This is a genomic window from Haloarcula marismortui ATCC 43049, from assembly GCF_000011085.1.
GTDB lineage: Archaea > Halobacteriota > Halobacteria > Halobacteriales > Haloarculaceae > Haloarcula > Haloarcula marismortui.
Genome location: NC_006396.1, coordinates 2,467,760 through 2,493,766 on the forward strand (window position 1 = coordinate 2,467,760; position 26,007 = coordinate 2,493,766).

Consider the following 26,007-nt stretch of genomic DNA (forward strand, 5'->3'; position numbering starts at 1 on the left):
CGAAACTGCCTACCGGTAACCGGTAGGTAGGCACTGGGATTGACACCAGCGCCTATCGAGATACCGACAGCATTAAATTCCAATGTAGAGAAGGAAATTTTTAATGGCATTGTCGGATATCGCCGCTGGTGTCGAGGTCACGACCCGCCAGCGTGACCGCGGCGTCGCTGCTGTCGACGAGACGGACGCGCCCCTCCCGGAGCGGCTGGCCCCGTTTGCCGACGACCTCCCGTGTTCGGCGGCGGCAGCGGCAACTGTCGTTGAGGCCTACGCAGCCGGTCGGAGTGTGGGCGATGCAGGCCGCGCCGCCGGTGTTGCGCCCGTGCTGGCCGCAAAGACGCTCCATCTCGTCGGTGAGCAAGTCTCACCGGTCGGCCCACAGGGCCGTGAGATAATCGCCGATTGGCTTGCCGGAGACCTCTCCCGCAGCGACGCCATCGCACTCGCTGACGTGACTGAACAGGAGTTTGCCCTGGCTGTGTACATCGAGACGCACGACCCGCTGCCCGCGGCCCGTGACGCCGTCGAGGGAGCGCTTACAACTGAGGACCGGGACCCGTTAGGAGAGACGATGAGCGACGTCGGCGAGCTGCTGTGAGCGTGTGTGAATAGCTTTCTCGGCGAGGTCGGGAGTGAGCGATGTCGGCGACATGCTGTGACGGTGTCGCAACTGCTCTCTCGCTCTCGCCTCCTGTCTGGGGCATGCTTAACACCCATGGCTGCAAACCCGGAGATATGTCGGCTTCGGAACTGGCGGACCGGGTGGCAGAGGTGCTTGCGACGGACAGCGAGGCGTTCAATGAGCGCGCTCGCGAGGAGGCGCAGGCGCTCAAATCCGCTGTTCGTGACGGGACGTTTGACAACACGGAAGCGATCGTTGGTATGGAACTGGAGCTGTATGCTGTTGATGAGCAAACCGACGCGCTCCAGCGGGTTCCCCGCCAGTTGCTTGAACTCATCGGGTTCGAGAAGGAGCTTGGCCTGCACAACGCCGAGATGCAGACGAGCCCACAGCCGCTGAACACCCACGGACTGGCGGCCCAGCGAAACGAACTGAAGGCGTCGCTGATGCCGGCCCAGCAACGGGTACGCAACGAGGGCATCCGCCTCGTCTCCGACGGTATGTGGACTGTTCCGCCCGCCGGCGAGACAGCCGAGACGTATCTCTGTGACTGTGTCGAACAGAGCGGTGTCCGCATTGGGACGAACATGTCGGACTCCGTCCGCTATCACACGATGGCCAATACGGACTACCCCTCGGCGTTCGAAATTGACGCACCCCACGTCTCCCTGCAGGCCGAGACGGTGATGCCGGAATCACTTATCACTTCGATTCAACCCCACTACCAGATTCCCCACGCCCCGGACCTGCCGGAGTATTTCAGCTACGCGCTCCGAATTGCTGCGCCGCTGCTGGCGCTTGGCGTCAATTCGCCGTTTTTCCCGCCGGACCTGTACGACGACGCGCCCGACCCGGAGATCGTTGCGGGGGCGAACATGGAGAACCGCATCGGCGTCTTCGAGTCAGTCCTCAATCCGCCCGATGGCGATTCGACGCCACCGAAGGTCTGTTTCCCCCCGGATTTCGACACCGTTGAGGATGCCATCGACGACATCGTCGCGGACGACACCATCGTCCCGGTCGACCTGCCGTCGGGCACCCGCTTCGACGACGACTTCGTTCACCTCCGGCACAAGCATGGCTCCTACTGGCGGTGGGTCAGGCCGGTGTTTGAGGGAGCCACCCGGTCGGCGGCTAACGCCCGCATCGAGTTCCGCCCGCTGGCCGCACAGCCGACCGTCGACGACGCGATTGGTTTTGCAGCCGTCTTTGCCGGCCTGATGGAGAGCCTACCGCGACTCGAACACCCAATCCAGTCACTGGACTGGGAGACGGCAAAGCAGAACTTCTACACCGCCGCTCGGAACGGCCTCCGGGCGAAAATCGAGTGGATCACCGCTGATGGAGCAACGACGACCAGCACCGAAGAGATATACGGTGAACTGTTCGAGCACGCACGCGAGGGCCTCGAACAGCGCGGCCTCTCGGCGGAGGAGGCCCATGGATACATCCGGCCGTTGCGCGAGCGCGTCGACCGCCGGCTCACGCCCGCACGCTGGAAACACGACTACGTCCGCCGCCGCGTCGAGGAGAACGTCCCGCTGGCCGAAGCCATCTGGGGGATGCAGGCCACCTACATCCGCCATCAGGAGGGGAACCTGCTGGAGGGGAGTTTCGTCGATTGGTTCGAGTAACCTCAGTCTCCGGTCGCTAGTTCCGACTGTTCCGCTTCCTCGCGTTGGTCCGCAATCCCTGCGCACGCGACGACGCTTGCGCCCAGTTCTTCGACACGCTCTATGATGTCTCCGTCGGCGATGGTGCCGTCCTCGAAGGCGGCCCACGAGTCGGGGATGGCGACATCTTGCGGGAGCGGCCAGCCCTTCAACTCCAGGACGGAGGCCCGAAGATGCTGTAGCGTCGGCGTGGGGAACCCGCCGCCGGCCACTGCAAGGATGCCGACGGTCGTCCCCTCGACATCCTCGATACTGCAGTAGTCGAGCGCCGTCTTCAGCGGTGAGGCGATTGTGCCATGATACACGGGCGTTCCGAGGACCATCGCGTCGGCCTCGCGGACACGGGCAGCGAGTTCCGGGCCGTCACCGGAGTCTGCCGCACTCGCGTCAGGGTCGAACAGCGGGAGGTCCCACTCTCGAAGGTCGATGTGTGCAACCGTCGCGCCAGCCCCCGCTGCTGCATCGAGGGCGTGCTGGACGGCGATTCTGGTTCCGCTCTCGTCACGAAGGCTGCCGCTGACACCGATAACGTGTGGCGTGTCGGGCATTGTGTGCCTGTTCGTAGCTGCCGCCTATCAGTAAGTATTCTGAGAAATAGATTTCAGTACGTATTCTGATAGGTGGCTACGTCGCTAGACGGTCCGTTGTGACATTGCGATTTTCACCCGCGTTCACTGCGGAATACCCTGCCAACCCCGGCTATCGTTGTCTGTGACTACGCCTGGTCTTCGTCGTCGCCCGCTGTCTCGTCCGTCTCGCCGCCGGCTTCGGACTCCGCCGTCTCAGTTTCTGCGTCTGCCTCGTCCATCTCCTCGTGTTCGGCCTCCTCCGTCTCATCCATCTCCTCGTGTTCGTCGTGTTCAGCGAACTCGACTTCGGCTTCCAGTTCGATTTCGACGCCTTTGCCCTCTAGTTCTGCCTCGAACTCAGCCATGTCTTCGACTTCGGCTTCCAGTTCCGCTGTGTCTATCTCTACTTCGACTTCCACTTCGACAGAAACGTCGTCTCGGTCCATACTCATATTCTGAGGGGCTGACATAACTCCGTTTTGCAATCGGCACCCTGCGGACGACTTCGACATCGATATGTGTGTCAATCGCCGACAGGTTGCTATGAGCGACCCCGTGGATGTGACCGTTGACGCTGACGACGAGTCGGAGTCGGTCCGCATCCACGACGACGGCGGCGAGGTCGAAGCCGGCGACGCGACCGTCCGATTCAGCTTTTCTGGGACTGGCGACGATGTGCAGTCCAGCGGTGACGACGAGCAGTCACCCGACGACAACGACGACGGTGACGAGCCGCGCCGTATCGTCGACCTCGATTCGGTGCCCACCGACAGCACGCTCGTCTTCGAGGCGCGCGACGGTCGGCGCGGTGTCAACTGCATTCTGCACCGTTCGGGCGACGCCGTCGCCGCCTGGCGCAACTCCTGTCCCCACCAGCCCGAGGTCCCGCTGGACCCGGGTCGGGGCGCGATTGTACGGGGGGACCAGCTGGTGTGTCACAAACACGGCGCGCAGTTCGAACCCGACGACGGCGTCTGCACGCATGGGCCCTGCGCTGGCGATGCTCTCGACAGTATCGAGGTCTCGGTTCGGGACGGCGACGTGTACCTGACCGACGAGCGCTTCGAGCGGGCCGACCGGCGCTGACACGCTGTCAGACTGTTTTCAGTTATCTCCTAATAAGCAGCGCCGTCAGTCGTCGGCGACGGCCGGTTCGCTGTTGTTCCGGGGGTCGGCCTCACGCCACGTTCCTCGGAGGAACCAGGCCGCTGCAAGGCCGGCCGCGAGGACGTTTGAGACGGCGAAGGCCAGCCAGATGCCCTGTTCGGCCAGTGAGTACGCGAAGAGGTCGACGACCTGCGGGCCGAGCCATGCCGGGACCGAGACCGGGCGGGAGGCGACCCAGGCGACCGGCAGGCGGATGATTCCCAGCATGGTAACTGCCAGCGCCGCTGCGGTGAGCGTCTTGCCGGCCCCACGGAACCCGCCGGAGTAGGCCCGAACGATGCCGATGAAGCCGAAGGTCGGGGCGACCCACTGGAGGAACTCGGCCCCGATGCGGACGACCTCGGGGTCGTCGCTGAACACGCTCACGACGGCTGGGGCGGCGAAGATAGTAACCACGCCGAGGACGGTGAGGATGGCAAACGAGACTTTTGCGGCGAAGTGGTTCGCCGTCGCTGCGCGGTCAGGCCGCTCGGCACCGAGGTTCTGGCCGGTCATCGTCTCGACGCCGCGGTCCATCGCGATGGCCGGCATGAACACCAGCGAGAACACGCGGATACCGACGCCGAAGGCTGCCACGACGGTCACGGAGAACGTCCCGACGATGAACAGCATGGCGTTGACCGACAGCGCGCGGCCAGTCCCCTCAACGGAGGCCGGGATGCCCAGCCTGAGCAGTTTCCGGAGGTACTCCAGGTCGGGGGCCATATCGCTGAGGTGAATCCGCACCCCGCGCCTCCCCGACAGGAGGATACCGATGCCGACGACCAGCGCGACGCCACGCGAGAAGATGGTCGCGACGGCCGCGCCGACGACGCCCATCTCGGGGAACACCCACCAGCCGAAGATGAGGAACGGGTCGATGACGATGTTCAGCACGACGGTTCCGAACATCACTAGCATCGGCGTGATGGTGTCCCCGGCCCCGCGCATCAGTGAGATGAACACGAAGAAGCCGAACATCGCCGTCAGCCCGAGTGAAACGACCTGTAGGTAGCCCGTTGCGCCCGGGAGAACCTCGTTGGATGCGCCCAAAAGCGACAGAAAGTCTTCGACGAAGAAGTAGCCGGCCGTGCCGAGCAACACGGAAGCCAGCAGCGCGAACGTCACAGTCTGGGAGGCGGCGTATTCGGCCTCGCGGTGCTCCTCAGCCCCGGTATGCTGGGCGACCAGCACGCTGCCTGCCACTGACAGTCCCATGCCGAGCGAGATGAGCAGGAAGATCATCGGGAAGGCAAAGGAGATTGCCGCAAGCGCTGTCGTGGAATACTGGCCGAGCCAGAACGTGTCGGCGAGGTTGTACGCCACCTGGAGCAGGTTCGTGATGACGATGGGGAAGGAGAGAAACAGCAGCGGCTTGCCGATGTCGCCGCTTGTCAGTTCTAGTTCCTCTTGCCCCTTGAACAGGTTCCCGAGTCGCGCTCCCAAGCGGCCTAGTTTCTGCCGGAGGCTCACGCTGTGACCTCCTGCTGTCCGTCGAGAAGGTGCGTCTCGACGTACTCGGTGAGCATCCGTCTGGTACACTTGACCGGGCGTCCGGTCGTGACGCGCTCGGTCGCAGCCCCGGTCAGCACGGTGACGATGAACTGGGCGGTCTCATCGGCGTCGAGGTCCGACTTGAACGTCCCGTCAGCGATACCGTCTTCGAGAATCACTTCGAGTTCGTCGACGAGGTAATCGTCGAACTTCGTGAGCCGCTCGCGAAAGCCAGGTTCGTATGGCGCGTGGGCGCGGATTTCGAGAATCGCTGTCCCGAACTCTTCGCTCCCGTCGTCCGGCTTGTCCAGCACGGAATCGATGAGCGAAAGTAGGCGCTCGTGTGGGGTCTCGCCGGCGGGGTCCTCGATCCGGTCGACGAACCCGTCATAGAGGTATTCGAGGAACGCACAGAGGAGGTCGTGTTTGCTGTCGTAGTGGTAGTGGAGGGCAGCCTTGCTCTTGTCCGACTCGTCAGCGATGTCCTGCATCGTCAGATCCGCGTAGCCGTGCGTACACAGCGCACGGTAGGTTGCATCCATAATATCGTCGGCCGTATCGCCGTCATCCATTACGTGTTACTAACTGACTGGTCAGTCAAGTATTCGTCGGTACCGTCTGCGGGCGGGTTCGCATGCCCTGCTATATCGGGCTCAGACTCGCGGGAGCCGTCGCTCTGGGAGAGGTCGGAACGACGGCAGAAGGCCAGTCGCTACTCCTTCAGGTCGAGGTCGAACTGTTCGTGTTCGCTTGCGGCGTTGAGTACGACGGAGGTGTTCGACTCCCTGATGTCCGGGTCAGTGAGGAGTTCCTTTATCTGGGCGTTCATGCCGTCGGTATCGGTGAACTTCCCGACCGCGATGATGTCGTAGTCGCCGGTGACCTCGTACACGGAGATCATCTGCTTGTGTTCTTTGAGGTCTTCGGTGACTGCCGGGAGCGACGACCCCTCCACCTTGAGCTGGATGATTGCCGTCACGTCGTAGCCGAGCTTGTCGTAATCGACCTTGGGGGTGTACCCGTTGATGATCCCCTCGTCCTCAAGATCGGAGAGGTGATTTGAGACGGTTGTTACCGATACGTCGAGGTCCTCTCCGAGGCTTCGGAGGCTGGCACGGCCATCCCCAAGCAGGGCATTCACTAGCTCACGGTCGAGATTTTCGTACGTCATTACATCGGGGGACGCCCCCCAGGGATTAGAATTTTACGAATGTCCAAATGTAGGCGAAAGCGTCGAAACCTTTGCGCAAATCAGCAGGGTTTTAGTAGTAGCACCGCTCCTATCGGGTGTCCAAAGATGACAAGCGAACTTTCAGAGGCGGCACAGGAGGTACTCGACGAAATCGACGAGAAGAACGTCGACTTCCTCCGGCTCCAGTTTACCGACATCCTCGGCACGATCAAGAACGTCTCGATCACAGCCGACCAGGCAGAGAAAGCGTTCACAGAGGGGATTTACTTCGACGGCTCCTCGATCAACGGCTTCGTCCGGATTCAGGAGTCCGACATGCGTCTGGACCCGGACCCCTCGACGTTCTCCGTGCTCCCGTGGAGAGAAAACGTCGAAGGCGGTTCCAGTGCCCGTCTCATCTGTGATGTCATCGACACCTCGACCGGCGAACCGTTCTCCGGTGACCCGCGCGGCGTCCTGAAGCGTGCGATCGAGCGCGCAAACGACATGGGCTATACGGTCAACGCCGCCCCCGAGCCCGAGTTCTTCCTGTTCGAAGAAGACGAAGAGGGCCGTGCGACGACCAAGACCAACGACGCCGGTGGCTACTTCGACCTCGCGCCGAAGGACCTCGCCTCCGACGTGCGCCGTGACATCATCTACGGCCTCGAAGACATGGGCTTCGACATCGAAGCCTCCCACCACGAGGTCGCTCAGGGCCAGCACGAGATCAACTTCACCTACGACGACGCGCTCTCGACGGCCGACAACGTCGCAACCTTCCGCTCTGTCGTCCGCGCCATCGCGGCCGAGCACGACCTGCACGCGACGTTCATGCCGAAACCCATCCCGAAGATCAACGGTTCCGGGATGCACACGCACCTCTCGCTGTTCACCGAGGACGGCGAGAACGCGTTCCACGACGAGGACGACGAGTTCAACCTCTCCGAGACGGCAAAGAGCTTCACCGCCGGTATCCTCAAGCACGCACCGGCTATCACGGCCGTCTCGAACCCGACCGTGAACTCCTACAAGCGTCTGGTCCCGGGCTACGAGGCACCCGTCTACGTCGCCTGGTCCGACCGTAACCGCTCGGCGCTCATCCGCAAGCCGGCCGCCCGCACCCCGGCCGCAAGCCGTATCGAGGCTCGCTTCCCCGACCCGTCGTGTAACCCGTACCTCGCCTTCGCCGCACTCATCCACGCCGGTCTCGACGGCGTCGAGCAGGACCTCGAATGCGACGACCCTGTCCGCGAGAACATCTACGACTTCGACGAGGAGAAACGCGAGGAGTACGGCATCACCACGCTCCCGTCGAACCTCGGCGAAGCCGTCGAAGCGCTCGAAGACGACGAAGTGATTCAGGACGCTCTCGGCGAGCACGTCTACGAGAATTTCGTCGAGGCCAAAACGCAGGAGCACAAGGAGTACCTCGTCGACGTCTCCGACTGGGAACTCGACCGCTACCTCGAGAAGTTCTAAACGGCTTCCACTTCAGTATTTTTCTGCGAGTTGCTCACCGGCCAGCGGTAGCGTTAGCAGGACCCCGGTCCCAAGCCCCGCAAGTAACGTGATGACGCCCGGCGTCGGGTCTAACTCGAACGTCACCCCGAGCAACGTTCCAACCGAGACAACGCCCAGCAGCGCTGTGATACCGACACCGTGCCGGGTCGGTTCCGGGATTGAATCTCCTAAGAGCGCCCAGACCACGGCACCCGCGACAGCGACACCCAGCGCGCCGGCCGAATTGCGGGAAATGCCGGTGACGAACAGCCCTGCCACGGCGATGACGGCCGCGAAGCCGAATACTCGCTCGGGCGTTTTGAGTGCGCTGAGGGCGAGTACGAGGGCTGTCCCGGCGATGGCAAAGCCCGCGACGATGTCGGCGAGGTAGTGGACGCCCAGTACTAGCCGGGAGAGCCCGATGAGGGCAACGATTGTCGCGGCGACAGCGGTGCGCTGTCGGCGCGTGCCGACCCGGAGCGCCCACGCGATACCGCCCCAGACGAGCAGCGAAAGGGTGGCGTGGCCACTGGGGAAGCCAAACCCTTCGCCGGTCGCCATCGACTCATAGACGCCCCGCAGCGCCGCCGGGAGCAGTTCGGCGTGGGTGGCCGTGCCCGCCCCGGGCGGTCGTGGCAGCGCGAACACGCCTTTCAGTGACACGACGAGCGCGACGCCGACGGCGAGCAGTGCCACCAGCATCGCCGTCCGGTCGCGAGTGAGGTCCTGCCCGAGTTTTGGCGTCCACGGGCCGAGCCAGTACAGCAGGCCACAGGCCAGAAACGTGAACCAGAAATCACCCAGCTGGGTGATTAGGGAGAACAGCACGACGACTGCGCCGGGCAGCGCCGACAGCACCTCGGTGACGCCGACAGCCCGTATCACTGTCGCCAGTCGCGCACGCGGTCAACGAGTCGTCCGGGGAGGCCGGTGGCAGTAAGCGTCACACCGACAGCAATCATGATAGCGTAAAGGCCCAGTACCGACAGCCAGATGACCAGCATCGCCAGCACGGCCCAGAGCCCCTTCAGGTAGTAGAACGCGCCAAGGGTCATGATCGTGCCGTACAGCAAGACGATGTAGGGGCCCCACTGTCGGGCGTGGCCGCGGCGCATCCGGCGGCGGACGTACTGCTTGAGGTCCGACCGCACCTCGTCACGGTGGAGCGTCCGGCCCTCGATGTCCTCGCGGAACGACTCGAACTCCTCGCGGAGTTCCTGTAGTTCCTCGTCTGTCAGCGTATCAGTGTCTCGTCCGGTTGGCCCGGTTCCGGCTGGCGGGGGCGTGTCGGTCTCGTCAGCGTCCTCACTCATCGCTTTGCCGGACCGTCGGCGCGATACCTGTTGTAGTTGCCGGTCCGCGAGCGCCGCGTTGACCGCCGCGCCCACGAGGAGCACCTGTCCGGCGAAGTAGAACCACGTCACGAGCAACAGGACCCCGCCGATGACGCCATACACCTGATAGGAATCGGCCTGCGCCGCATAGACGTTGAACCCCGTCCCGAGCAGCGTCCACCCACCACCGGCAAACACCGCGCCGGGAACGGCCTCCCGCAGTGTCATCTCCTGGTCGGGAAAGAGGTAGTACAGCGGGAGGAAGGCGACTGCCAGCACGGGAACGAGCGCGAGCCCGCCGAGCGCGACCTGTACGCCGAGCACCGTCCCGAACGCGCCGATGATACCGAGCCCGACCAGTGCGATGCCGATGCCGCCTAGCGCGGCCAGCCCGTCGACGATTTCTCGGACAATCGAGTCGGGGCCGTCCGTCCCGTAGACGCGGCTGAAGGCCGTATCCAGTCCGCGAAACACCTTGAGCGCGCTCCACAGCGTCACGCCGACACCGAGCACAGTCGCACCACCGCGACCGGCCCCGCTGGTCAGCGCATCTTCGAGCAGTGTCGACGCCGCCGGTGTGAGCACATCCCCCGCCGCCGTCACGATTCGCTCTGCGAAGGCTTCTCCGCCCGCCAGCGTGCCGACGACCAGCGTCAGCAACAACAGCGGCAGGAGCGAGACGAACATGTAGTAGGCGATGCCGGCGGCGAGAAAGGAGACCTCCTCTTCCTGAACGGTTCGGATGACAGCCCGACCGACGGAGACAGCGCGTGTGCGGTCCACGCGAGCACGTCAGAGTGGAGCCACAAATATACTGTCGACTGGCTGATGTCAGTCGGCCATCGACGCTATCTCAGTCGTCGAGCGCTGCGTCGGGCCGGTACGACCGGCTCACGACCCGCCACGTCCCCGACCGGAACCGATAGTAGGTCACCGCCGCGGGAACCGCCGTTTCGACGACGAGCGAGGCGTATAGCGCGAGTTTGCCAAGCGGCGTGACGTAGCCGAGATACGCCAGTGGGAGGGCAAACAGGTACATCCCGGCCAGCTGTGAGTAAAACGGCCAGCGCGTGTCGCCGCTGGCACGGAGCGGCCCGACTGAGCCGCCGTCGACGCCACGGAACACGACACTGGCACACGCAACGGCGACGAACACTGTCACCAGCGGGAGCACTGTGGGGTCCGAAACGAACAGACGGGCGATGCCCCGCGAGAACGGGAGCAGCATTGCTGCGACGACGATGTACACGCCGATACTCAGCCGGAGTACTGTCTCCGCCCAGACGGTCGCCTCGGCCTCGTCATCGTCGCCGAGTGCCTGCCCAACGAGGCTACTCGATGCGAGGCTCAGCCCCCAGTTCGGCGTATCAAGCAGCGCCCGGACGCGGAGTGCCACGACGTAGGCCGAGACGACGCCGGGCCCGAACAGGCCGACGATGAACAGCCGGGGGAACTGCGCCCCGGTCCGTGCGAGGTTGGCCCCTACGAGCGGGGCCCCGGTCCTCGTGAGGTCGCGAGCCAGTCCGCTATCGAAGAACGGCCGGGTGACCGGTATCTGTATCGGCAGTGTACCGACGAGTGGGAGTCGTCCACGAGTCAGCCCGACAGCGAACCCGACCGTGACGAGGACGTTCGCAACGACTGTCCCGAGCGCCGCACCGACGACACCGAGGTCAGCCACGAAAATGAGGACGGCGCTCAGCACGATGTTTCCGACCGCACCGCCGGCCCGTAACAGCATCGGCGTCCATGCGTCATCAGCCCCGACGAGTGCTCGGCTCCCGATGAGGTTGAGCACTGCAAACGGCACACCGAGGGCGACGACGCGCAAGTACCGCACACCGTACCTGATTGCCTGTGGCCCTGTCCCAACCAGATCGACGAGTAAGCCTGGAAGGACCCAGTACACCACTGCGAACGGGACAGTGGCCGCTACCACGACGACACTGCTGGTCGTAACGGTGACCGCTAGCTCCTCGCCGGCGTCGGCCCCGTAGCGCTGTGACACCATGCCGATAGTCCCACCAGCAACACCTGCGCCCAGCGCGAACACCAGTTCCCAGAACGGCGCGGCGAAGCCGACGCCGGCGATGGCGGTCGGTCCGAGCGCCAGCCCCACCATCGCCACGTCGACCGTCGACTTCGACATCCGGGCGAGTCCGGTGACGATCCGGGGCCAGGACAGGTCCGACGCTCGCCGGACCCGCTCGCGTTCGACAAGCCCGAACCGCGCGAGCAAGCTGCCGACGAGCAGCAGGACGCCACGGACTGGATTGTACGTGGAGGGCACGTGTTCGCCCCTCCTTTGCGGTCGAACAGCAAAGGCGTTAAGAAAGGGGAGCCGCCCTCACAGGGTTTATACAGCGCCGCCGCAACGACCGGATATGGATACGGAAGCGGCCATCCGGAACGGGACGATGCAGGTGACGATCCTGTTGCTCGTCGCGGCCGCGCTGGCTATTGGCTTTGGCGTCGCCGGGGTCGGCGCGTCCCTGCCGATTGCCGTGGGCCTGCTGGTACTGACGGCTGTGCTGTACGCCGTCCGCCCTGACGAGGACCGATTCGGTTCCGTCGCCGGTGTCGATCTGGACGGCGTCGTCCAGTCGCTGTGGCTCGCGCCGCTCGTTACGGCTCTGCCGCTGCTCGTTCGCCTGTCGGCCACACCCGGCGAGGTGCAGGCTATCGGCGGGCTGCTTGGGCTCGCGGGGATGGCGAACTACTTCCTGCGCCCGGTGTATCTGCTGGGCTATGACCTCGTCTCCGCGGTTCGAGAGAGCGTCGGCCGGGCGAACGGTCGGTGAGGCGATTGCCGACGGCGACGCTCGCCACGGGATTTACACAGTCCGGCTGTGTGGTACGACTGGCGACACTATGCCGTGGCCACAGCCAACATCTTGCCGGAGGCGGTCGGCGTGATTGCCGCTCGGCTTCGAATTCGCCTCCCAGAGGACATCTGGATCGCTGACGTCTCACAGGCGAACCCGCAGGCCACGTTCCGGTTGCTCTCCGGTATTCGAGCTGCGACGAGGGCGGTCGAACTCGGCGAGGTGACGACTGACGACCCCGCGACCGCCGGCGACGCCATCGCGACGCATCCCTCGGTTACCGCATACGAGGAACTGGAACGCACTGCCGATCGGGTACTCGCGAAGTACGAGACGACGGACACGGACCTGTACGAGTTCGTCGCTGAGTCCGGCCTCCCTATCGAGTACCCGGTCACTGCCGAGAACGGCTGGTACGAGTTTGACCTCACCGGGTCCCGTGCGGAGTTCGACCACTTCCGGACGGCGATTGAGGACGCAGGTAGGCAGTACGAGCTGCTGTCGCTCGTTCACAGCACAGATCCGTCCGGACTCCTGACAGAGCGCCAGCGGGACGTCCTCATGGCTGCGCTCCGAGCGGGCTACTTTGAGTTGCCCCGCGACTGCACGCTCGCCGACCTAGCGTCGGCGCTCGATATCGACAAGTCGACCGCGAGCCGTGTGCTCAGACGTGGACAGACGCGAATTGTCAAGTGGTTTCTCACCACGGCGGCCTCGCAGTCCCCGGAGAATCGCTAACCGTGAGTGACAACTACTGGTCGCTCACTCTGGACACACCGTGTTGCTCCTCGGTCCAGTGAGCCGTCTCACGTGTGCGTTCTGCCGGCGATGACGGCGCTTCGAGAAGCTGTTCAAGCCGCCGCTCGAACTCAACTTCTGAGAGTTCGCCCCGAGCGTACCGCTGGCGAAGCGTGGCCAGCGCCGACTCTGTCTCGCTCTCCCGGTCGGTGGTCGTATTGCGGGTGTCACTGTCTTGATTGTATTCGACCACCCCCACTGCCGCCGGGAGGACCACACCAAAGCCGACGACGAACGCCAGCCAGAACGACTCGACGCCCAGTGCCAGCAATCCGAACGCAATGAGCAGTGTGGCCGCCGTCACGACTGCTGAGACGACTGCGCTCACCGGCTTGGGGCGCGCGTGGGACAGCGTTTGGCTCATCGGCCACCTCGAAGAACGAGGACCCCGGTGTACGCTGCCCCGATGGCGACAGCAGCGATGAGTGCAAGCAGGACCCCGAAGGCCCCGTAGCCGAGCATCGGATCGTTGTACGGTGCAATGATGTCCGACGGTGGTTCGATAGCCCAGGGACCGAGGTGGACGGACGCGAGCACCACGCTGTTCGCCGTAAAAAATCCGAGCCAGTACCGCAGTCCGGTCCGCCCGGTTACCGTGAGGACGAGGCCGATTGCCAGGAGTGGGTAGACGGCGAGACTGAGCGTGAACGCGTTTACTTCGGGGGTCAGCGGCCAACCCACGTGGTTCCCGCGGACGATGTGGTCGACGTGATGCGCGGCCCCGAATAGCGCCGGCACGAACAACACGAGAATCATCTTTCTCGGGACGGTAGCCGTACTTGCGACGTGACTGTTCGAACGGTGTTCGTTCCGTTCCATATGTACACAGAACGGACACAGTGAGGTGACGCTTACAGCAACATGTTGCATCCCGCTAGTACCGGTACCGCTGTTCGCGGGCGGTCAACGAGCACCCGGCGGTCTCAGTCTGCCGTCGCCTCGCGTATCTCTACCACGTCGGCGTCCGTCTTGAACGTCGTGCCGCCGTAGTGCGTTCGGGAGGCCGCGTAGCCAGCGTCACGGAGCTTCTCGATGAACTCGTCCATGGCTTCAGCGCCGCGCCCCCAGCGCTTGCAGAGGCGGTGCTGGTCATAGTGGGTCGGCGTGTCGATTTCGGCCCCGAGCGTCGCCAGCAGTTCTTTGGCTTCGTCGGCGGTGCCCATCTCTTCGCTCACCTGCTCTGAAACGGCGCTGACGAACTCGGGGTCACAGGTCCGACCCAGCCAGATGGGGCCGGCCGTCTGGAGGTGCTTCTCACAGACCGGACAGTCCTCGGGCGGGTCGGCGATGAGGCCGTAGTCGTGGTCGCGCCAGAGGCAGTGCTGGCAGTGGTGGACGTAGCCGAGTTCGTCGATGCAGTCGTTAGCGACCTTCGCGCCGTGGTCGAACTCCAGATAGGTCCGGGCGTAGTGCTTGGTCGCGTGGCTGAGAATCGGTCGGGCAGCGATGTCGTAGCGGGCGGCGGTGCGGACCATCGCCGATAGAAGGACGCGCATCCCCATCTCGGCGTGGAACTCGGTATTTCGTGGTACCGCGCCATACGAGCGGACGCCGCTCTCGAAGTGCGCGCCACACAGCGGCGCGGTGTCGGTGGCCGTCACACAGAGGAGGTGTTTGGTCCCCTGCACCGCCGCGTCGGCGAACGGAATCGGCGTGCCGAAGGGGTCCACGTCCACTACGTCGAACGCCTCGGAGTGCATGAGCACGTTCGCGTCCGACCGCCGGACCGAGGCCGCGAGGTCGTTGCGTTCGAGGTTCTGTTCACACAGCGCCGTTGCGTCGTCGTCGATATCACACAGCGTCGTCTCCCAGTCGTTGGCCGCCGCGCGGACGCCACGGATACCGCTGGCGGCGGTGGCGTCCAGATACGTCGACACGCGGGGGGTTCGCTCTCGGTAGGCCCGCAGCGCCGCCACGGTGATGTCGCGGTTCAGCTCCTGTACGGGGTTGAAGAATACGTCCGCACCCTTCCCCGCCTCCGGCTGTTCCGGCACCGTGACCGTCACCCGGCCCTCACTGACGCGCATACTCTCCGGTCCGTGCGGGCGCCGTTAAGTCGTTCGAACCTGCCTGTTGATGCTTCCGTACTTGAGGGTGGCGTGAACAGCCAGAAAGCCCCGAGGCGCTGGTATCGGAGGTCTCGCTGCGCGCTGCCTCGCTCCTTACAGTCGCTCGTGCAGTGCTTGCGTCGCCCCCCGTCCGCCAGCGCCTCGCCCCTTCCAGTCCCACCCGTGTTGGCAGTGTAATCGCATTGTGCATGCCGGCTGTGCAGTCGCACTCAGCACGGTCGGCAGACTGTCCCCGTGATTACCACACTCATCTTGCTTCGGCGGCCGTCCGCTCTCGGGGCAGTCGAACGGTTACCGTCGTCCCGTCGCTCGTGTCGAAATCGAGGTCGCCCTCCAGCGTCGTCGCGGTCCAGCGGACGAGCCAGAGGCCGATGCCGCTGCCGTGGTTCAGGTCCGTCTCGCGGCCCCGCTCCAGTACGCCGAGTTCGTGTTCGGGCACGCCGGGGCCGTCGTCGCTGACGGTCAGCACGACATCGTCGCCCTTGACCTTCGCACCGACGGTGACGACGGCGTCCGGAACGTGCTGGAGAGCGTTCTCGACGAGATTGGTAAGCAGGATTTTCAGCAGGGCGGGCTGGGTCGTCAGCCGGAGGTCGTCGGGTATCTCAACCGTGACCGAGCCGTCGTACTCGTCCCGGGCGGTCTCTACGACCTCGGTGGCGAGGTCGGCCAGCACAACGGGTTCGGGGGTCGCACCTCCGGCCCCCGCTTCGGCGAGGGTCCGGGCCTTCTGGCCGGAGTCGACCAGACGACCGACAGACTGCTCGATGGTCGCCGCATAGTCCGCGTGGTCGCCGTCGAGTTCCGTCGCTAGCAACTCCGACCGAGCCTGGATGACGACACTCTCGTTGCGGACGTTGTGTCTGAGAAAGCGATTGAGCACTTCGAGGCGGCGTTCACGCCGGATCTCGTCGGTGATGTCCTGAAAGACGACGGTGTATCCCAGTTGCGTGCCCGTCTCGTCTCGGAGCGCCGTCTGTTGGACCTTGTACTCGCGGTGCCGACCATCGGCCTCGATGGACACCCGCGAACTCCCCCCGTCGGTTGCGATGTCATCGCCGCCCAGAAAATCGTTCAGCGGCTCCGTCAGTGCCTCGTGCTTGTCGACGGCGAGCATCTGTTCGGCGGCGGCGTTGAGATTCACGACGCGCCCTTGCTCGTCGACGATGGCGACCGGCGTGGCGATGTCGTGGATTGCTGCCCGCTCGCCGGCCCGCCGGGTCGCCGGGTGGAACTCGAACATATCGCTGTGAACGAACGCGTACAGGTCCAGCGCGACGTGGGGCAGAAACAGGAGCGGCGTCAGATTCACTGCCGGAACCGGCCCGATACCGCCGGCCCACAGCAACACCGCGGCCCCGGGCGGTATCGGACTCAAGCCGACCGCCAGCGCCTCGCGCCGGTACAGCGGGCCGTAGCTGACGACCGTATCGAACACCAGCAGGGTCCCGAAGCTGACGAACAGCATCGCGACGATGATTGTGAGCAGTCCCACCGGCAAGACGGCGTAGTCGGCCCCCGCGCTGCCGGCAGCCGGTACGACCCGGAATCCCTGCCAGACCACAGTATGGAGTGGGTTTGTGACGACGAGCGCCGTTTCGACGAGCGGCAGCACCGCCACGCCACGGTACCAGCCGCTTTCGAGGACGTTCGTCCGGCCCGTGTATCCCAGCGCGAACGAGAGAAAACAGAAGCCAATCCAGATGATGCCCAGCCAGGATACCATCTCCAGAGCGAGGCGCAGTGTCGGGTCGAACACCAGCAGTGCCGCGCCGTAGCTGAAACACCAGACCGTCTGTGTGACGATGGTCGCGACGAACCACCGCGCGCCGGGCTTGTCCCAGTGTGCCTGGAGCTGGGCCAGCAGATACAGCGACCCGAATCCCGAGGCAAACGAGCCCAGCGCCAGCCACGGGAGGTCGAGGTTCATGCCGGAATAAATCTGTACTCCGTGTTTATGTTTCTGGGCACAGTACAAGCATTGATAACTTCTCGCCGCCGGTTGCGAGCCAGCTGGAATCTGGCTGCTGAAGCCGACGCCGTTTTGTCACCCCTTTCCGTAGCACGGATGTGACTGATGTCGAGGAGTGGGTGGCCGACCTCGAAGCCGCCGGTGAGCTGACCCCCGATGCAGTGTCGGCTATCGTCGCCGTCCACGATGACCGCGGTCATCAAGCTATCGAGGCCGTCGGCGAGGGCCGCGTCAAGCAGTACCGCGATTTCACCGTCGTTGTCGGCCATGACGACGAGTACATCGTTGAAGACGGCGGCTGCACCTGCGCCGACAGCGAGTACAACCTCGACGCCGACGACCCCGACCAGCTCTGCTGGCACGCTATCGCGGTTCGCATCGCTGCGGCTATCGACGCCGTTGACGAGCACGACATGTGGTACTCTGAGGTCCGGGAGTTCCTCTAGACCACCTTTTTCCCGCTCGGGTGAGCGCATAGCGCTCACCTCTCGCGGCAAAAACGTGGGCGAAAAAGGCGCGAATCGCGGAGCGATTCGCGTGAAACCGCGCGCCGTCGGCGCGCGGTATGCTATGCGGTACGGCTTCCTCACCGCTCTGCTACTGCTACCGCACTGCTCCGCTCCTGCTACTGCCCCCGCTACCGCTCCACTGACCGCCCAGCGCCGTATGTAATCCGCCCTTCCAGCGAGAACCGAAGGACGGATCGGGAGCCGAGGTCGAGCGAGCGGAGCGTGTCGGCCCGTTCGTGGTCACCCGGGTCCACGTCGATGCAGCTGCTCAGCGGCGCAGCCCCTAGTTTCCCCTGGAACTCGACAGATGTTCGTTCGAGTCGTCCCTCCCGAACCGCGTAGCTCTCTATCTGCTCTCGGTGTTCCCAGGTCCGGGGCCAGTCGATGCTGACCGTCGCCACGCGGTCGCCGTCCTCGACGACCGTCGTCTCGCGGCGGGTCGTGTTGTCGTGGTGGCTGATGTTGGCGACTGTTTTCGGATAGCCCCAGATTTCGTCGCCGAGGGCGCGAGCGGGTTCAGTTGTCACCGGGAGCGACCAGACGTAGCCACCGATATCGCGGGTCAGCAGTGGCACCAGTGGTGACTGCCACTCGTCCGCCGTTGCGCCAATCAGCACCGCGAACTCGTCGTAGGGGGCCATCGCGTCGTCGCCGATACGGTGATACTCGACACAGAGGAGCACGACTGCGGCCTGCCGGGCCGTTACTCGAACCGGTGTCAGTCCATCGGGCAGCAGCGACTCGGCAACGTCGTATCGCGCCGGGAGCACCGCGCCGGCAACCGTCGCCTCGGTGACCAGCGGCAGCGTCACTTCGTGGCCGGTCGAGAGCCGAACCCGGTCGCCGTCGGACAGGTGTATCATAACCACCGCCCCAGAAGCGCGCTCGCCCGACCGAACCCACGGTGTATCGGGTCCTGCAGTCGCGCCGGGAGCCAGTGGGTCCATCGGACGAACGTGGCGAAGGCCCCGACAGGATAGCGGGCCTTCGGCGGGTCGTCGGTCGCTGCGGCGAGTACCGTCGCCGCGACGGCTTCTGGCGTTGTCGCCAGCGGTCCACCGGTGAGGACCCAGCCGTCCTCCAGCGCGTCGTACGTCCGGTCGTAGGTCGGCGTCCGGTCCGCATCACGCAGGCTCTCCAGCGCGCCATCGGCGAACCCCGTCTCGACCCACGCCGGTTCAACGAGCGAGATATGGATGTCGTCCGCGCCGGCCACCTCTATCCGAACTGCGTCAGAAAGCGATTCAACGGCGGCTTTCCCGGCTGAATACGCGCCGAGTCCGGGCGACGCGGTGTGGCCCAGGACGCTTGAGACGGTGATGATGCGCCCGCCGTGTTCGCGCATCTCGGGCAGCACTGCCTGTGCGAGTCGGTGTGGGCCGTGGACCAGCACGTCGAACTGCTCGCGAACGTCGTCGCTGGAAACATCCTCGACTGGGCCGGCGACCCCGTACCCGGCGTTGTTCACCAGACAGTCGAGTCGTCCCGCTTCCTCGATGATGTGGTCAACGACAGCCTCGACCTGCTCGCTGTCAGTTACATCGAGTTCGAGACAGCGACAGCGCTCGGGGATATCCGCTGGAAACTCGGTCCGAACATCCGTCGCGTAGACGGTCCAGCCGTCGTCGGCGAACGCCCGCGCCGTCGCCGCTCCGATACCCGACGCTGCGCCGGTGAGCAGCACGACAGAAGCTCCTGTAGACATACAAACGAACCCAAATCCAGAACTCAGTGGTCGAGACAGTAGTCGACGTAGTTCCGGAGGATGCGAAGCCCGGTTTCGCCCGACTTCTCCGGGTGGAACTGCGTCCCGAAGACGTTGCCGGCGTCGTTGGCAACAATCGATGCGAAGTCTGTCCCGTAGTCCGTCGTCGCCACCGTCGCGCTCTCGTCGTCAGGAACGGCGTAGTAGGAGTGGACGAAGTAGGCGTGTTCGCCGTCGACGGAACCACCGGTTCCGTCTGCCCGTGGGGTCTTCGACCCCACGCTGTCGACGCCCTCGACGAGGGGATGGTCCCGCGTCACGTCAAGTTCGTTCCAGCCCATGTGTGGCACGGTCTGGTCGCGGCTGAACCGGACGTTCTTCCCCGGAATGAGGTCCAGCCCCTCGGCGTCGCCCTGTCCTTCGTGGTCGGCCTCCTCACTCGTCGTCAGGAGCATCTGCATCCCGAGACAGATTCCGAACAGGGGCTTCCCGGCCTCGGCCTGTTCGACCAGCGCCTCGCGGAACGGCCCAGCGTTGTCCATCCCTTCGGAGAAGGCTCCGACGCCGGGCAGGACGATGCCGTCAGCCGCGTCGAACTCTGCGGGGTCCTCCGAGAGCGAAACGTTCGCGCCGGCGCGTTCGAGCCCGCGCGTGACGCTCCGGAGGTTCCCCAGTCCGTAATCGACGACGACCACGTCCGCAGTCGTCTGTCTGACACTCATACCTTCTCGTAGGCGAACGGGGGGTAAGTGAGTTCCTGTTCGAACAAGCCTTCAGCACCGCCACTGTCAAGCGGGCGGTCTCAACCCCGCTCACACGTCCGGTCCTGCAAGAGTATCAAAGCTAAGAATGGTCCGGCCCAGTTTTATCCACCTACCGCATACAGCCGCTGATGATTGACCTTACAGAAGTCCTGTATGTCGACAGTAACGTTCTCATCGCTGAATTTCCCGAAGAGATGGAGATGACGGATGAGACGTTTGCGAAAGTCAACGAACGATTCGAAGAACTCGCCTCACAGCCGGCGGTCGATACGCACATCTCAAATCTCCAGATGGAGGCGTCACTGAACGACGACGTGTTCTCGCGAGCACAGGAGGCCGCGGAAGCGGGCAAGGAGTTCGGTATCACGGACTGGGTCATCGTCTCCGAGGGGATCAAGAAAATGGCGCTCAAGAGTCAGGTCGGCGAGATTCCGGGTGTTGACATTTCGCTGGTCGATACCAGAGCAGAAGCGATGGACATCGCAGCGAACTAGCGGTTCCGAGCGCACTATCCGACTTTTAAAACTCGCCGAGTCGTGACTGGCCGCTCTGGGCGTCGGTAAACTCCGCGGCAGTCGTCAGCGCCGCCTCGAACGTCTCTTTCTGGCTCGGGTCGTACAGCGTCGCCGCCGGGTGAACGGAGACGAGAACGCGCCGTGGCTGGCCGGCGATAGCCACGTCGAACACGTCGCCCGCTTCGCCGGTGACGGCGACATCACGCTCTAGCAGGTGCTCGGCCGGCACTTTCCCGAGCGTCACGACGACTTCGGGGTCAACACGGTCGATTTCCGTCTCCAGATAGTCGCGGCAGTTCGCGAGTTCACCGTTTCGGGGGTCGCGGTTGTCCGGCGGGCGACAGCGGACGCAGTTCGTGATGCGCACGTCGCCGCGGTCGAGGCCGGCATCGCGTAACCCAGCGTCGAGCACGTCGCCGCTCCGGCCGACGAACGGCTCGCCCTGTTCGTCCTCGTTCGCGCCGGGGGCTTCCCCGACGAACAGCAGGTCCGCGTCCGCGGGGCCGACGCCGTTGACGATGCGCGAGCGCGAGCCACAGAGGTCATCACAGCGCTCACAGCCGACGACATCGAGGCCGTCCATCTGCTCCATGCAGCGTCGTTTGCACCGAAGGCTCTCAAACGCAGCGGTCCGCCGGCAGGCACCCGACCGCGGACGCTGGCCGTGACTACCGCTTTACACCGGTTGCTTCGATCTGCACCGCCGCGTCGTTTGGCAGGCTTGCAACGCCGACGACGCTTCGTGACGGTCGCTGTCCGTCGAAAAACGCCGCGTACGCTTGCTTGACCGCTGGTAGCTGGTCCATCTCCGTGAGGTACACCGTCGTCCGCAGCAGGTCACGCGGTTCGAGACCGGATTCGGCAGCCATCGCTCGAATCTGGTCGAGTGCGGCCAGCGTCTGTTCCTGCACATCGCCGTTGCGAGCCGTGTCCGCGTCCGGAACCTGCCCGTCGAAGAATATGAGCTGGCTGTCCTGCTGGCGCTTGCCGTACACGCTGTGCTCTGTCGGCTGGTCGCCCTCGGACCGGGTCACGCTACTGTTGATATTCGTCTGCTCGTTCGTTTCTGCGGGGTCTACAGCATTCCTCGCCTGTGTCTTGCTCTCTGCCATTGTATTCGTACAAACACAGTGCCAGCTAATCAGGATATCTTTAGCTATTACTAACTGTAGACAATGATGAGGCAGTACTAGCTAGCAGGATGCTTTCGGGCCGCAGATATGACTTAGCAATAGACAACTTTTCGCTGTGGCTCCTGACAGCAATAACTCTGGCCTGTTCCACTGTCTTGACGACCAGTGTCACAGCGTCGCCGGTCGGCCGCTACCGCTGTCCGACTCACTCCATCTCGGCCAGTCCCCGCGCTGCCAGTCGGGCCACCCGGAGCGGTTCCGGACGGCCGCCTTCCGGCGTGAACGCCCGGACGACATCTGCGGCGGCGCTGTCGTCGATACCGACGCTCCGAACGTACACCGTCTCGTCGTTCACCGACACCGGTCGGCGCTCCGGCTGGGCACGGTAGGTCGCCAGCCGGTCCTGTACGACATTGGGATCGTCGAACGCCTCACGAATGGCCCCCTCGAGCCCCGGCGAGGATTCGAAGGTGACTGAGACGACTGGCAGGTCGGTGTGGTCGTGAATCCGGCGGAGGTCGAGGACGTTGAACCACGCCGGCGCGAGACCCGCCACCAGCAGGTAGCGGATGTCCTCGCGGTCCAGTCGGTCGACCATCGCACACACTGTCTCGGTCGCGTCGCTCCCGCCGACCGTGGCAGTACTGAAAACAAAGCCGTCGGCCACTCTACTGGCGCGGACGACAGCGCCAGCAAACTGACTGGTTTCAGCCCGATACGACTCCGCGACGCCGAGGGCCCGTGCCCCTGCTTTCACGTGTTCTGGTTGTCTTTGATGTCTTCCAGTCTGTCGAGTAGTTCGTCGTTCGACGCGGTGAACTCGTACTCGATGTCGCCCTCGTGGGCGTTTTCTTCAGCATCGAGGCCGTCCTCGTCCTCGAAGTCTGTGTCGTACTCCTGATTGTCTTGTTCCGATTCGTCGTAGCTCCCGAACCCCATGGTACGTGTACAACTATGACGTTCACAGTAAAAAATCACTCGCCGACTCCAGCGTGTTAGCGCGTTAATACGATGTTCTTCGGTCTCACTCTCGGAACTGCTGTGGCGACCGGCGGCCGGGACAGTACACTCAAGCGGGCCGCGCCACAGGCTTCGTGTATGGACGTTCACAACGTCACCGCCGAAGCCGAGACGTTCACCTGCAACGCCTATCTCGCGACCGGCGAGCAGACGACACTCGTCGACGCTGGTGCGATGCGCGGCGTCGTCGACGTCATTCGGGAGCACGCCGACGCGCTCGATGCCGTCGTGTTAACCCACCAGCACGGCGACCACGTCCAGCGACTTGATACCGTCCTCGACGCCTTCGACGCGCCGCTGTACGCCTACGGCTCCCATCCCCGCCGGGACCACGCACTCGCTGACGGCGACACGCTCACCGTCGGCGATGAAGAGTGTGAGGTCGTGTACACGCCGGGCCACGCCGATGACCACGTCTCGCTCGTCTCCGAGTCAGCCCTGTTCTCCGGCGACGTGGTCGTCCACGACGACGGCGCGTTCGACGACGGCTCCTTCGGCCGCACGGACCGCCCCGGCCAGTCCCGCGAGCGCCTCATCGAGAGCATCGAGCGTATTCTCGACCGAATGCCGGCAGGCGTCGAACACATGTACTCGGGTCACGGCGGCGTCTTCCACGGCGATGTCCGCGAGGTCGTCGAGCGCGCCCTCGAACGGGCCGAGCGCCGCGAGCCGAAGTATCCCGACGACTGACCACTCGAAACCGGCACAACGCTCTAGTGATAGGGCCGATATTCGACGCTATGAACCAGCGACTTCTGACGGGGGCGGCTCTGGCAGTCTCCGGCGTCGTACTGGCCGCGATGCAGGTATTTCACGCGGTCCAGCAGACCCGGATTCCGGTGGCGGTCGCGGTCGATGCGCTCCCCTTTGTGGCGATGGGCCTCGCGGTGACGTACGCGGGCGTCTGGCTCGCCCGCGACACGGCATTTGAGGGGGCCACGTCCCGAGTGGCCGCGTGGGCCGCCGGCGGAACTGTGACGTTCGCCGCCGTGGCGGCGCTCCTGTTGTTCAGTCAGCGCGTGACCTCTGGCTCACTCGCCCGAGCGTCGTACCTGACGGTTGACCTCGTTACTGTCGGCGCGCTGGCGGGCGTTCTGGTCGGCCTGTACGACGCCCGGAGCCGCAGTCGGCTCCGCGAACTGGCGGCCGAGCGCGACCGCGTCGAGGCTTTCGCCGGGAAGGCGGCCGACGTGAACAACTACGGGCGCGCCATCGCCAGCGCCCCCAGCGTCGACGGCGTCGCTGCCTTCGTTGTTGAGGCCTTCGGCACGATGACCGGCATGGAGGAGACAGCCGTCATCCAGCTCAGGGACGGCGATGCGGTGGCGCTCGCGAACACGGTTCGGACCGTCCCCGTCGACGTCGTCGCCGAGTTCGCGCAGGCCGTCCGGGCACAGGAACAGGGAGCGGTCATCGTTCACGACCGGCCGTTCCCCGTCGACATCCCCGAGTCAGTCACCGATTGCGTGTCGGCAGCGGTTCTGGACGATGAAGACGAGACGACAGTCGTCATCTCGGTTACGACGGACGAGACGACTGTCGGTGAAGAAGACCAGAAGCTGCTGGAGCTTCTCGTCTCACACGCGTCGGTTCGCATGGCGACGCTCGACCGGCAGTCAGCGGATGAAGAACTCACTGGGCAGTAGCCGAGTGGTGACGAACTGCCACCGGATGTCGGTGGCAACTGACCCGAAAATCAGGCGCTGCGGGTTTCTTTCGCCTTCGGACGCAGGTTGCCGTAGCCACATTTCCGGCACTGCTGGGCGCGCTGTGGGTTCCGAGCGTTACACCGCATGCAGATCTGCTTGTTGAGGAGTCGGTCGGACGCTGTCTCGAAGCTAGCCATGCGCGGTCATTCCCGGTGCGCGCGTTTAAGCTTTGAGTTTCGGTCCGGGACCGATTCAGCGTGGAACGACGGTGAAAGACCAGGGAGACACCTCCCAGTCGTCGCCGGCTTTAGATGCCCGAGCGACGAAGCCGGAGTATGTACGATCAGGTCGCAGACCTACCGGTCACCATCGAGAGCTGTTCATTCGAGCGTCGAGAACGGGCGACCTCCAGCGGATTCGACCGAGTGACGACGGTCATCCACCTTTCCGGTGCGGGTGAGACCGGCAGCGGCGAGGACGTGACGTACACAGCCGAAGCCCACGACGCGCTACAGGACAGCGATGCGTTGCCGGGCGAGGACTCCCCGCTGGCCGGCGAGTACACCGTTGATTCGTTTTCGGCGACGCTGGAAGCGACCGATTTGTGGTCCGAGCCCCCCGACGAGGAGCGGTTCCGTCACTACCGCCGCTGGGGGTTCGAGAGCGCGGCGCTTGACCTGGCGCTGCAGCAGGATGACACGGACCTCGGGGCAGCACTCGGCCGACAGTACGACCCAGTGAACTTCGTCGTCTCGACGCGGCTCTCGAACGCCGACGACGACACGCCGCCGACGGCTGACAGATTGGCGATGCTGTGTGAGCGCTACGGCGACCTGTCGTTCAAACTCGACCCGACGCCGTCTTGGAGTGACGCTCTTGTCGACCAGCTGGCGGACTACGATGTTCGCGTGCTGGACCTGAAAGGGCTGTACGAGGGGACAGATGTCGATGTCGCGGCCGACCCGGAGTTCTACCGTCGTGTCGTCGACGGCCTCCCGGACGCGCTGGTCGAGGACCCCGACCTGACCGAGACGACCCGACCCATCTTCGACGGTCAGGAGGCCCGTGTCACCTGGGACGTACCTATCACCGGCGTTGAAAGCATCGAGTCGCTGCCCTTCGAACCGGCGTGGCTCAATATGAAACCATCCCGTTGCGGGACCGTCGAGTCCGTGCTTGCGACTATCAACTACTGCGAGGCACACGGTATCGACCTGTACGGCGGCGGGCAGTTCGAACTCGGTGTCGGCCGCGACCATATCCAGGCGCTAGCGTCGCTGTGCTATCCTGATGGGCCAAACGACGTTGCGCCCGGCGGGTATAACGACCCCGACCCCGACGCGGACCTGCCGACGAGTCCGCTCACCCCTCCCGACGCGCCAGCCGGTATCGGCACCAGCTTCTCGTAAGCGGCCTTAAATATGAAGCCGAAGCTACATTATTGTTGGAGGGCTAACTATTGTCATGCGGTGTCAAGCCTGCGGAGAACGCATCGACGACGTACTGGAGGCACATGCGCGGCGGGCCTGTCCACAC

31 protein-coding genes are annotated in these 26,007 nt (G+C 64.3%); 11 read left to right on the plus strand and 20 right to left on the minus strand.

Features of this window, described 5'->3' with window-relative positions:
- Positions 1-103 precede the first annotated feature (103 nt).
- Both RR_RS16345 and RR_RS16350 read left to right on the plus strand, forming a co-directional pair.
- Positions 104-598, plus strand: a complete 495-nt coding sequence (locus tag RR_RS16345; RefSeq protein ID WP_004960103.1) for a hypothetical protein — start codon at positions 104-106, stop codon at positions 596-598.
- 137 nt (positions 599-735) lie between these two features.
- Entirely contained in the window at positions 736-2,256 is a 1,521-nt protein-coding gene (locus RR_RS16350) for a hypothetical protein (RefSeq protein ID WP_004960105.1), read from the plus strand.
- A 2-nt stretch (positions 2,257-2,258) separates the two neighbouring features.
- Here RR_RS16350 and RR_RS16355 read toward each other — a convergent pair whose 3' ends face one another.
- On the minus strand, positions 2,259-2,843 hold the full coding sequence (locus RR_RS16355) for an NADPH-dependent FMN reductase (protein ID WP_011224419.1): 585 nt from the start codon (positions 2,841-2,843) through the stop codon (positions 2,259-2,261).
- Positions 2,844-3,010: 167 nt separating this feature from the next.
- Complete coding sequence (locus RR_RS16360; RefSeq protein WP_049939049.1) at positions 3,011-3,310, minus strand: hypothetical protein; 300 nt, start codon at positions 3,308-3,310, stop codon at positions 3,011-3,013.
- Positions 3,311-3,407: 97 nt separating this feature from the next.
- On the opposite strand from RR_RS16360, the gene RR_RS16365 reads away from it, so the two are divergent.
- A complete protein-coding gene (locus tag RR_RS16365) occupies positions 3,408-3,950 on the plus strand; it encodes a Rieske (2Fe-2S) protein (RefSeq protein WP_007187830.1) in 543 nt (180 codons plus the stop codon).
- A gap of 45 nt (positions 3,951-3,995) precedes the next feature.
- Here the strand turns inward: RR_RS16365 and RR_RS16370 are convergent, their stop codons facing one another.
- The 3 genes from RR_RS16370 to lrp all read right to left on the minus strand — a co-directional run bounded on the left by RR_RS16370 (position 3,996) and on the right by lrp (position 6,675).
- Positions 3,996-5,483 (minus strand): MATE family efflux transporter, encoded by a 1,488-nt coding sequence (locus RR_RS16370; RefSeq protein WP_049939050.1) that lies wholly within the window; start codon positions 5,481-5,483, stop codon positions 3,996-3,998.
- Positions 5,480-6,076: a TetR/AcrR family transcriptional regulator gene (locus tag RR_RS16375; protein ID WP_011224422.1), complete on the minus strand. Its 597-nt coding sequence runs from the start codon at positions 6,074-6,076 to the stop codon at positions 5,480-5,482. The genes RR_RS16370 and RR_RS16375 overlap by 4 nt, the downstream gene beginning before the upstream one ends.
- 140 nt (positions 6,077-6,216) lie before the next feature.
- Positions 6,217-6,675, minus strand: a complete 459-nt coding sequence (gene lrp, locus RR_RS16380) for an HTH-type transcriptional regulator Lrp (protein WP_004960124.1) — start codon at positions 6,673-6,675, stop codon at positions 6,217-6,219.
- 126 nt (positions 6,676-6,801) lie between these two features.
- Here lrp and glnA point away from each other — a divergent pair, with 126 nt between their 5' ends.
- Positions 6,802-8,157 (plus strand): type I glutamate--ammonia ligase, encoded by a 1,356-nt coding sequence (gene glnA / locus RR_RS16385; RefSeq protein WP_004960127.1) that lies wholly within the window; start codon positions 6,802-6,804, stop codon positions 8,155-8,157.
- 12 nt (positions 8,158-8,169) lie between these two features.
- Here the strand turns inward: glnA and RR_RS16390 are convergent, their stop codons facing one another.
- The 3 genes from RR_RS16390 to RR_RS16400 form a co-directional block, all read right to left on the minus strand.
- Positions 8,170-9,063: a phosphatase PAP2 family protein gene (locus tag RR_RS16390; RefSeq protein WP_049939051.1), complete on the minus strand. Its 894-nt coding sequence runs from the start codon at positions 9,061-9,063 to the stop codon at positions 8,170-8,172.
- The gene (locus RR_RS16395; RefSeq protein WP_004960133.1) at positions 9,060-10,295 is read right to left on the minus strand and encodes a YihY/virulence factor BrkB family protein; all 1,236 of its coding nucleotides are present in this window, start codon (positions 10,293-10,295) and stop codon (positions 9,060-9,062) included. The genes RR_RS16390 and RR_RS16395 overlap by 4 nt, the downstream gene beginning before the upstream one ends.
- Positions 10,296-10,365: 70 nt before the next feature.
- Positions 10,366-11,802 (minus strand): MATE family efflux transporter, encoded by a 1,437-nt coding sequence (locus tag RR_RS16400; protein WP_049939052.1) that lies wholly within the window; start codon positions 11,800-11,802, stop codon positions 10,366-10,368.
- A 94-nt stretch (positions 11,803-11,896) separates the two neighbouring features.
- On the opposite strand from RR_RS16400, the gene RR_RS16405 reads away from it, so the two are divergent.
- Positions 11,897-12,313: a hypothetical protein gene (locus RR_RS16405; protein WP_004960138.1), complete on the plus strand. Its 417-nt coding sequence runs from the start codon at positions 11,897-11,899 to the stop codon at positions 12,311-12,313.
- Between the two features lie 75 nt (positions 12,314-12,388).
- Positions 12,389-13,075 (plus strand): helix-turn-helix domain-containing protein, encoded by a 687-nt coding sequence (locus RR_RS16410; protein WP_198409019.1) that lies wholly within the window; start codon positions 12,389-12,391, stop codon positions 13,073-13,075.
- A 13-nt stretch (positions 13,076-13,088) separates the two neighbouring features.
- On the opposite strand, the gene RR_RS16415 is transcribed toward RR_RS16410, so the two are convergent.
- From RR_RS16415 to RR_RS16430, 4 genes are all read right to left on the minus strand, one after another.
- Entirely contained in the window at positions 13,089-13,499 is a 411-nt protein-coding gene (locus tag RR_RS16415; RefSeq protein WP_011224428.1) for an SHOCT domain-containing protein, read from the minus strand.
- A complete protein-coding gene (locus tag RR_RS16420) occupies positions 13,496-13,954 on the minus strand; it encodes a hypothetical protein (protein WP_049939053.1) in 459 nt (152 codons plus the stop codon). The genes RR_RS16415 and RR_RS16420 overlap by 4 nt, the downstream gene beginning before the upstream one ends.
- A gap of 104 nt (positions 13,955-14,058) precedes the next feature.
- Positions 14,059-15,162 (minus strand): tRNA (guanine(26)-N(2))-dimethyltransferase, encoded by a 1,104-nt coding sequence (locus tag RR_RS16425; protein ID WP_011224430.1) that lies wholly within the window; start codon positions 15,160-15,162, stop codon positions 14,059-14,061.
- 289 nt (positions 15,163-15,451) lie between these two features.
- Positions 15,452-17,134, minus strand: coding sequence for a histidine kinase N-terminal 7TM domain-containing protein (locus RR_RS16430; RefSeq protein ID WP_011224431.1), 1,683 nt, complete (start codon positions 17,132-17,134; stop codon positions 15,452-15,454).
- Between the two features lie 140 nt (positions 17,135-17,274).
- Here RR_RS16430 and RR_RS16435 point away from each other — a divergent pair, with 140 nt between their 5' ends.
- Positions 17,275-17,622 carry a hypothetical protein gene (locus tag RR_RS16435; protein WP_049939054.1) on the plus strand — a complete coding sequence of 116 codons (348 nt, stop codon included), beginning with the start codon at positions 17,275-17,277 and terminating at the stop codon, positions 17,620-17,622.
- Between the two features lie 191 nt (positions 17,623-17,813).
- Here RR_RS16435 and RR_RS16440 read toward each other — a convergent pair whose 3' ends face one another.
- From RR_RS16440 to hisH, 3 genes are read right to left on the minus strand one after another with little or no spacing between them, the layout of a single operon-like run.
- Positions 17,814-18,548: an acetoacetate decarboxylase family protein gene (locus RR_RS16440; protein WP_011224433.1), complete on the minus strand. Its 735-nt coding sequence runs from the start codon at positions 18,546-18,548 to the stop codon at positions 17,814-17,816.
- Positions 18,545-19,390 carry an SDR family oxidoreductase gene (locus RR_RS16445; protein WP_011224434.1) on the minus strand — a complete coding sequence of 282 codons (846 nt, stop codon included), beginning with the start codon at positions 19,388-19,390 and terminating at the stop codon, positions 18,545-18,547. Before RR_RS16445 ends, RR_RS16440 begins: the two co-directional genes overlap by 4 nt.
- 23 nt (positions 19,391-19,413) lie before the next feature.
- Positions 19,414-20,112 carry an imidazole glycerol phosphate synthase subunit HisH gene (gene hisH, locus RR_RS16450; protein ID WP_011224435.1) on the minus strand — a complete coding sequence of 233 codons (699 nt, stop codon included), beginning with the start codon at positions 20,110-20,112 and terminating at the stop codon, positions 19,414-19,416.
- 170 nt (positions 20,113-20,282) lie between these two features.
- Here hisH and RR_RS16455 point away from each other — a divergent pair, with 170 nt between their 5' ends.
- Entirely contained in the window at positions 20,283-20,648 is a 366-nt protein-coding gene (locus RR_RS16455; RefSeq protein ID WP_011224436.1) for a hypothetical protein, read from the plus strand.
- Positions 20,649-20,673: 25 nt separating this feature from the next.
- On the opposite strand, the gene RR_RS16460 is transcribed toward RR_RS16455, so the two are convergent.
- The 4 genes from RR_RS16460 to RR_RS16475 all read right to left on the minus strand — a co-directional run bounded on the left by RR_RS16460 (position 20,674) and on the right by RR_RS16475 (position 22,741).
- Positions 20,674-21,261, minus strand: coding sequence for a uracil-DNA glycosylase (locus RR_RS16460; RefSeq protein ID WP_004960548.1), 588 nt, complete (start codon positions 21,259-21,261; stop codon positions 20,674-20,676).
- A 76-nt stretch (positions 21,262-21,337) separates the two neighbouring features.
- Positions 21,338-21,781 (minus strand): RidA family protein, encoded by a 444-nt coding sequence (locus RR_RS16465; RefSeq protein WP_004960539.1) that lies wholly within the window; start codon positions 21,779-21,781, stop codon positions 21,338-21,340.
- Between the two features lie 226 nt (positions 21,782-22,007).
- Complete coding sequence (locus tag RR_RS16470; RefSeq protein WP_049939055.1) at positions 22,008-22,559, minus strand: DUF99 family protein; 552 nt, start codon at positions 22,557-22,559, stop codon at positions 22,008-22,010.
- On the minus strand, positions 22,556-22,741 hold the full coding sequence (locus tag RR_RS16475; RefSeq protein WP_004515979.1) for a DUF5786 family protein: 186 nt from the start codon (positions 22,739-22,741) through the stop codon (positions 22,556-22,558). The genes RR_RS16470 and RR_RS16475 overlap by 4 nt, the downstream gene beginning before the upstream one ends.
- A 159-nt stretch (positions 22,742-22,900) precedes the next feature.
- Between RR_RS16475 and RR_RS16480 the strand changes: the two genes are divergently transcribed.
- Together RR_RS16480 and RR_RS16485 are read left to right on the plus strand one after the other, a co-directional pair.
- Positions 22,901-23,512, plus strand: a complete 612-nt coding sequence (locus tag RR_RS16480; RefSeq protein ID WP_049939184.1) for an MBL fold metallo-hydrolase — start codon at positions 22,901-22,903, stop codon at positions 23,510-23,512.
- A 50-nt stretch (positions 23,513-23,562) separates the two neighbouring features.
- Positions 23,563-24,468 (plus strand): hypothetical protein, encoded by a 906-nt coding sequence (locus tag RR_RS16485; RefSeq protein ID WP_011224439.1) that lies wholly within the window; start codon positions 23,563-23,565, stop codon positions 24,466-24,468.
- A 50-nt stretch (positions 24,469-24,518) separates the two neighbouring features.
- On the opposite strand, the gene RR_RS21565 is transcribed toward RR_RS16485, so the two are convergent.
- Complete coding sequence (locus RR_RS21565) at positions 24,519-24,668, minus strand: 50S ribosomal protein L40e (RefSeq protein WP_004960523.1); 150 nt, start codon at positions 24,666-24,668, stop codon at positions 24,519-24,521.
- A 138-nt stretch (positions 24,669-24,806) separates the two neighbouring features.
- On the opposite strand from RR_RS21565, the gene RR_RS16490 reads away from it, so the two are divergent.
- Positions 24,807-25,880 (plus strand): enolase, encoded by a 1,074-nt coding sequence (locus RR_RS16490; RefSeq protein WP_049939056.1) that lies wholly within the window; start codon positions 24,807-24,809, stop codon positions 25,878-25,880.
- Positions 25,881-26,007 lie beyond the last annotated feature (127 nt).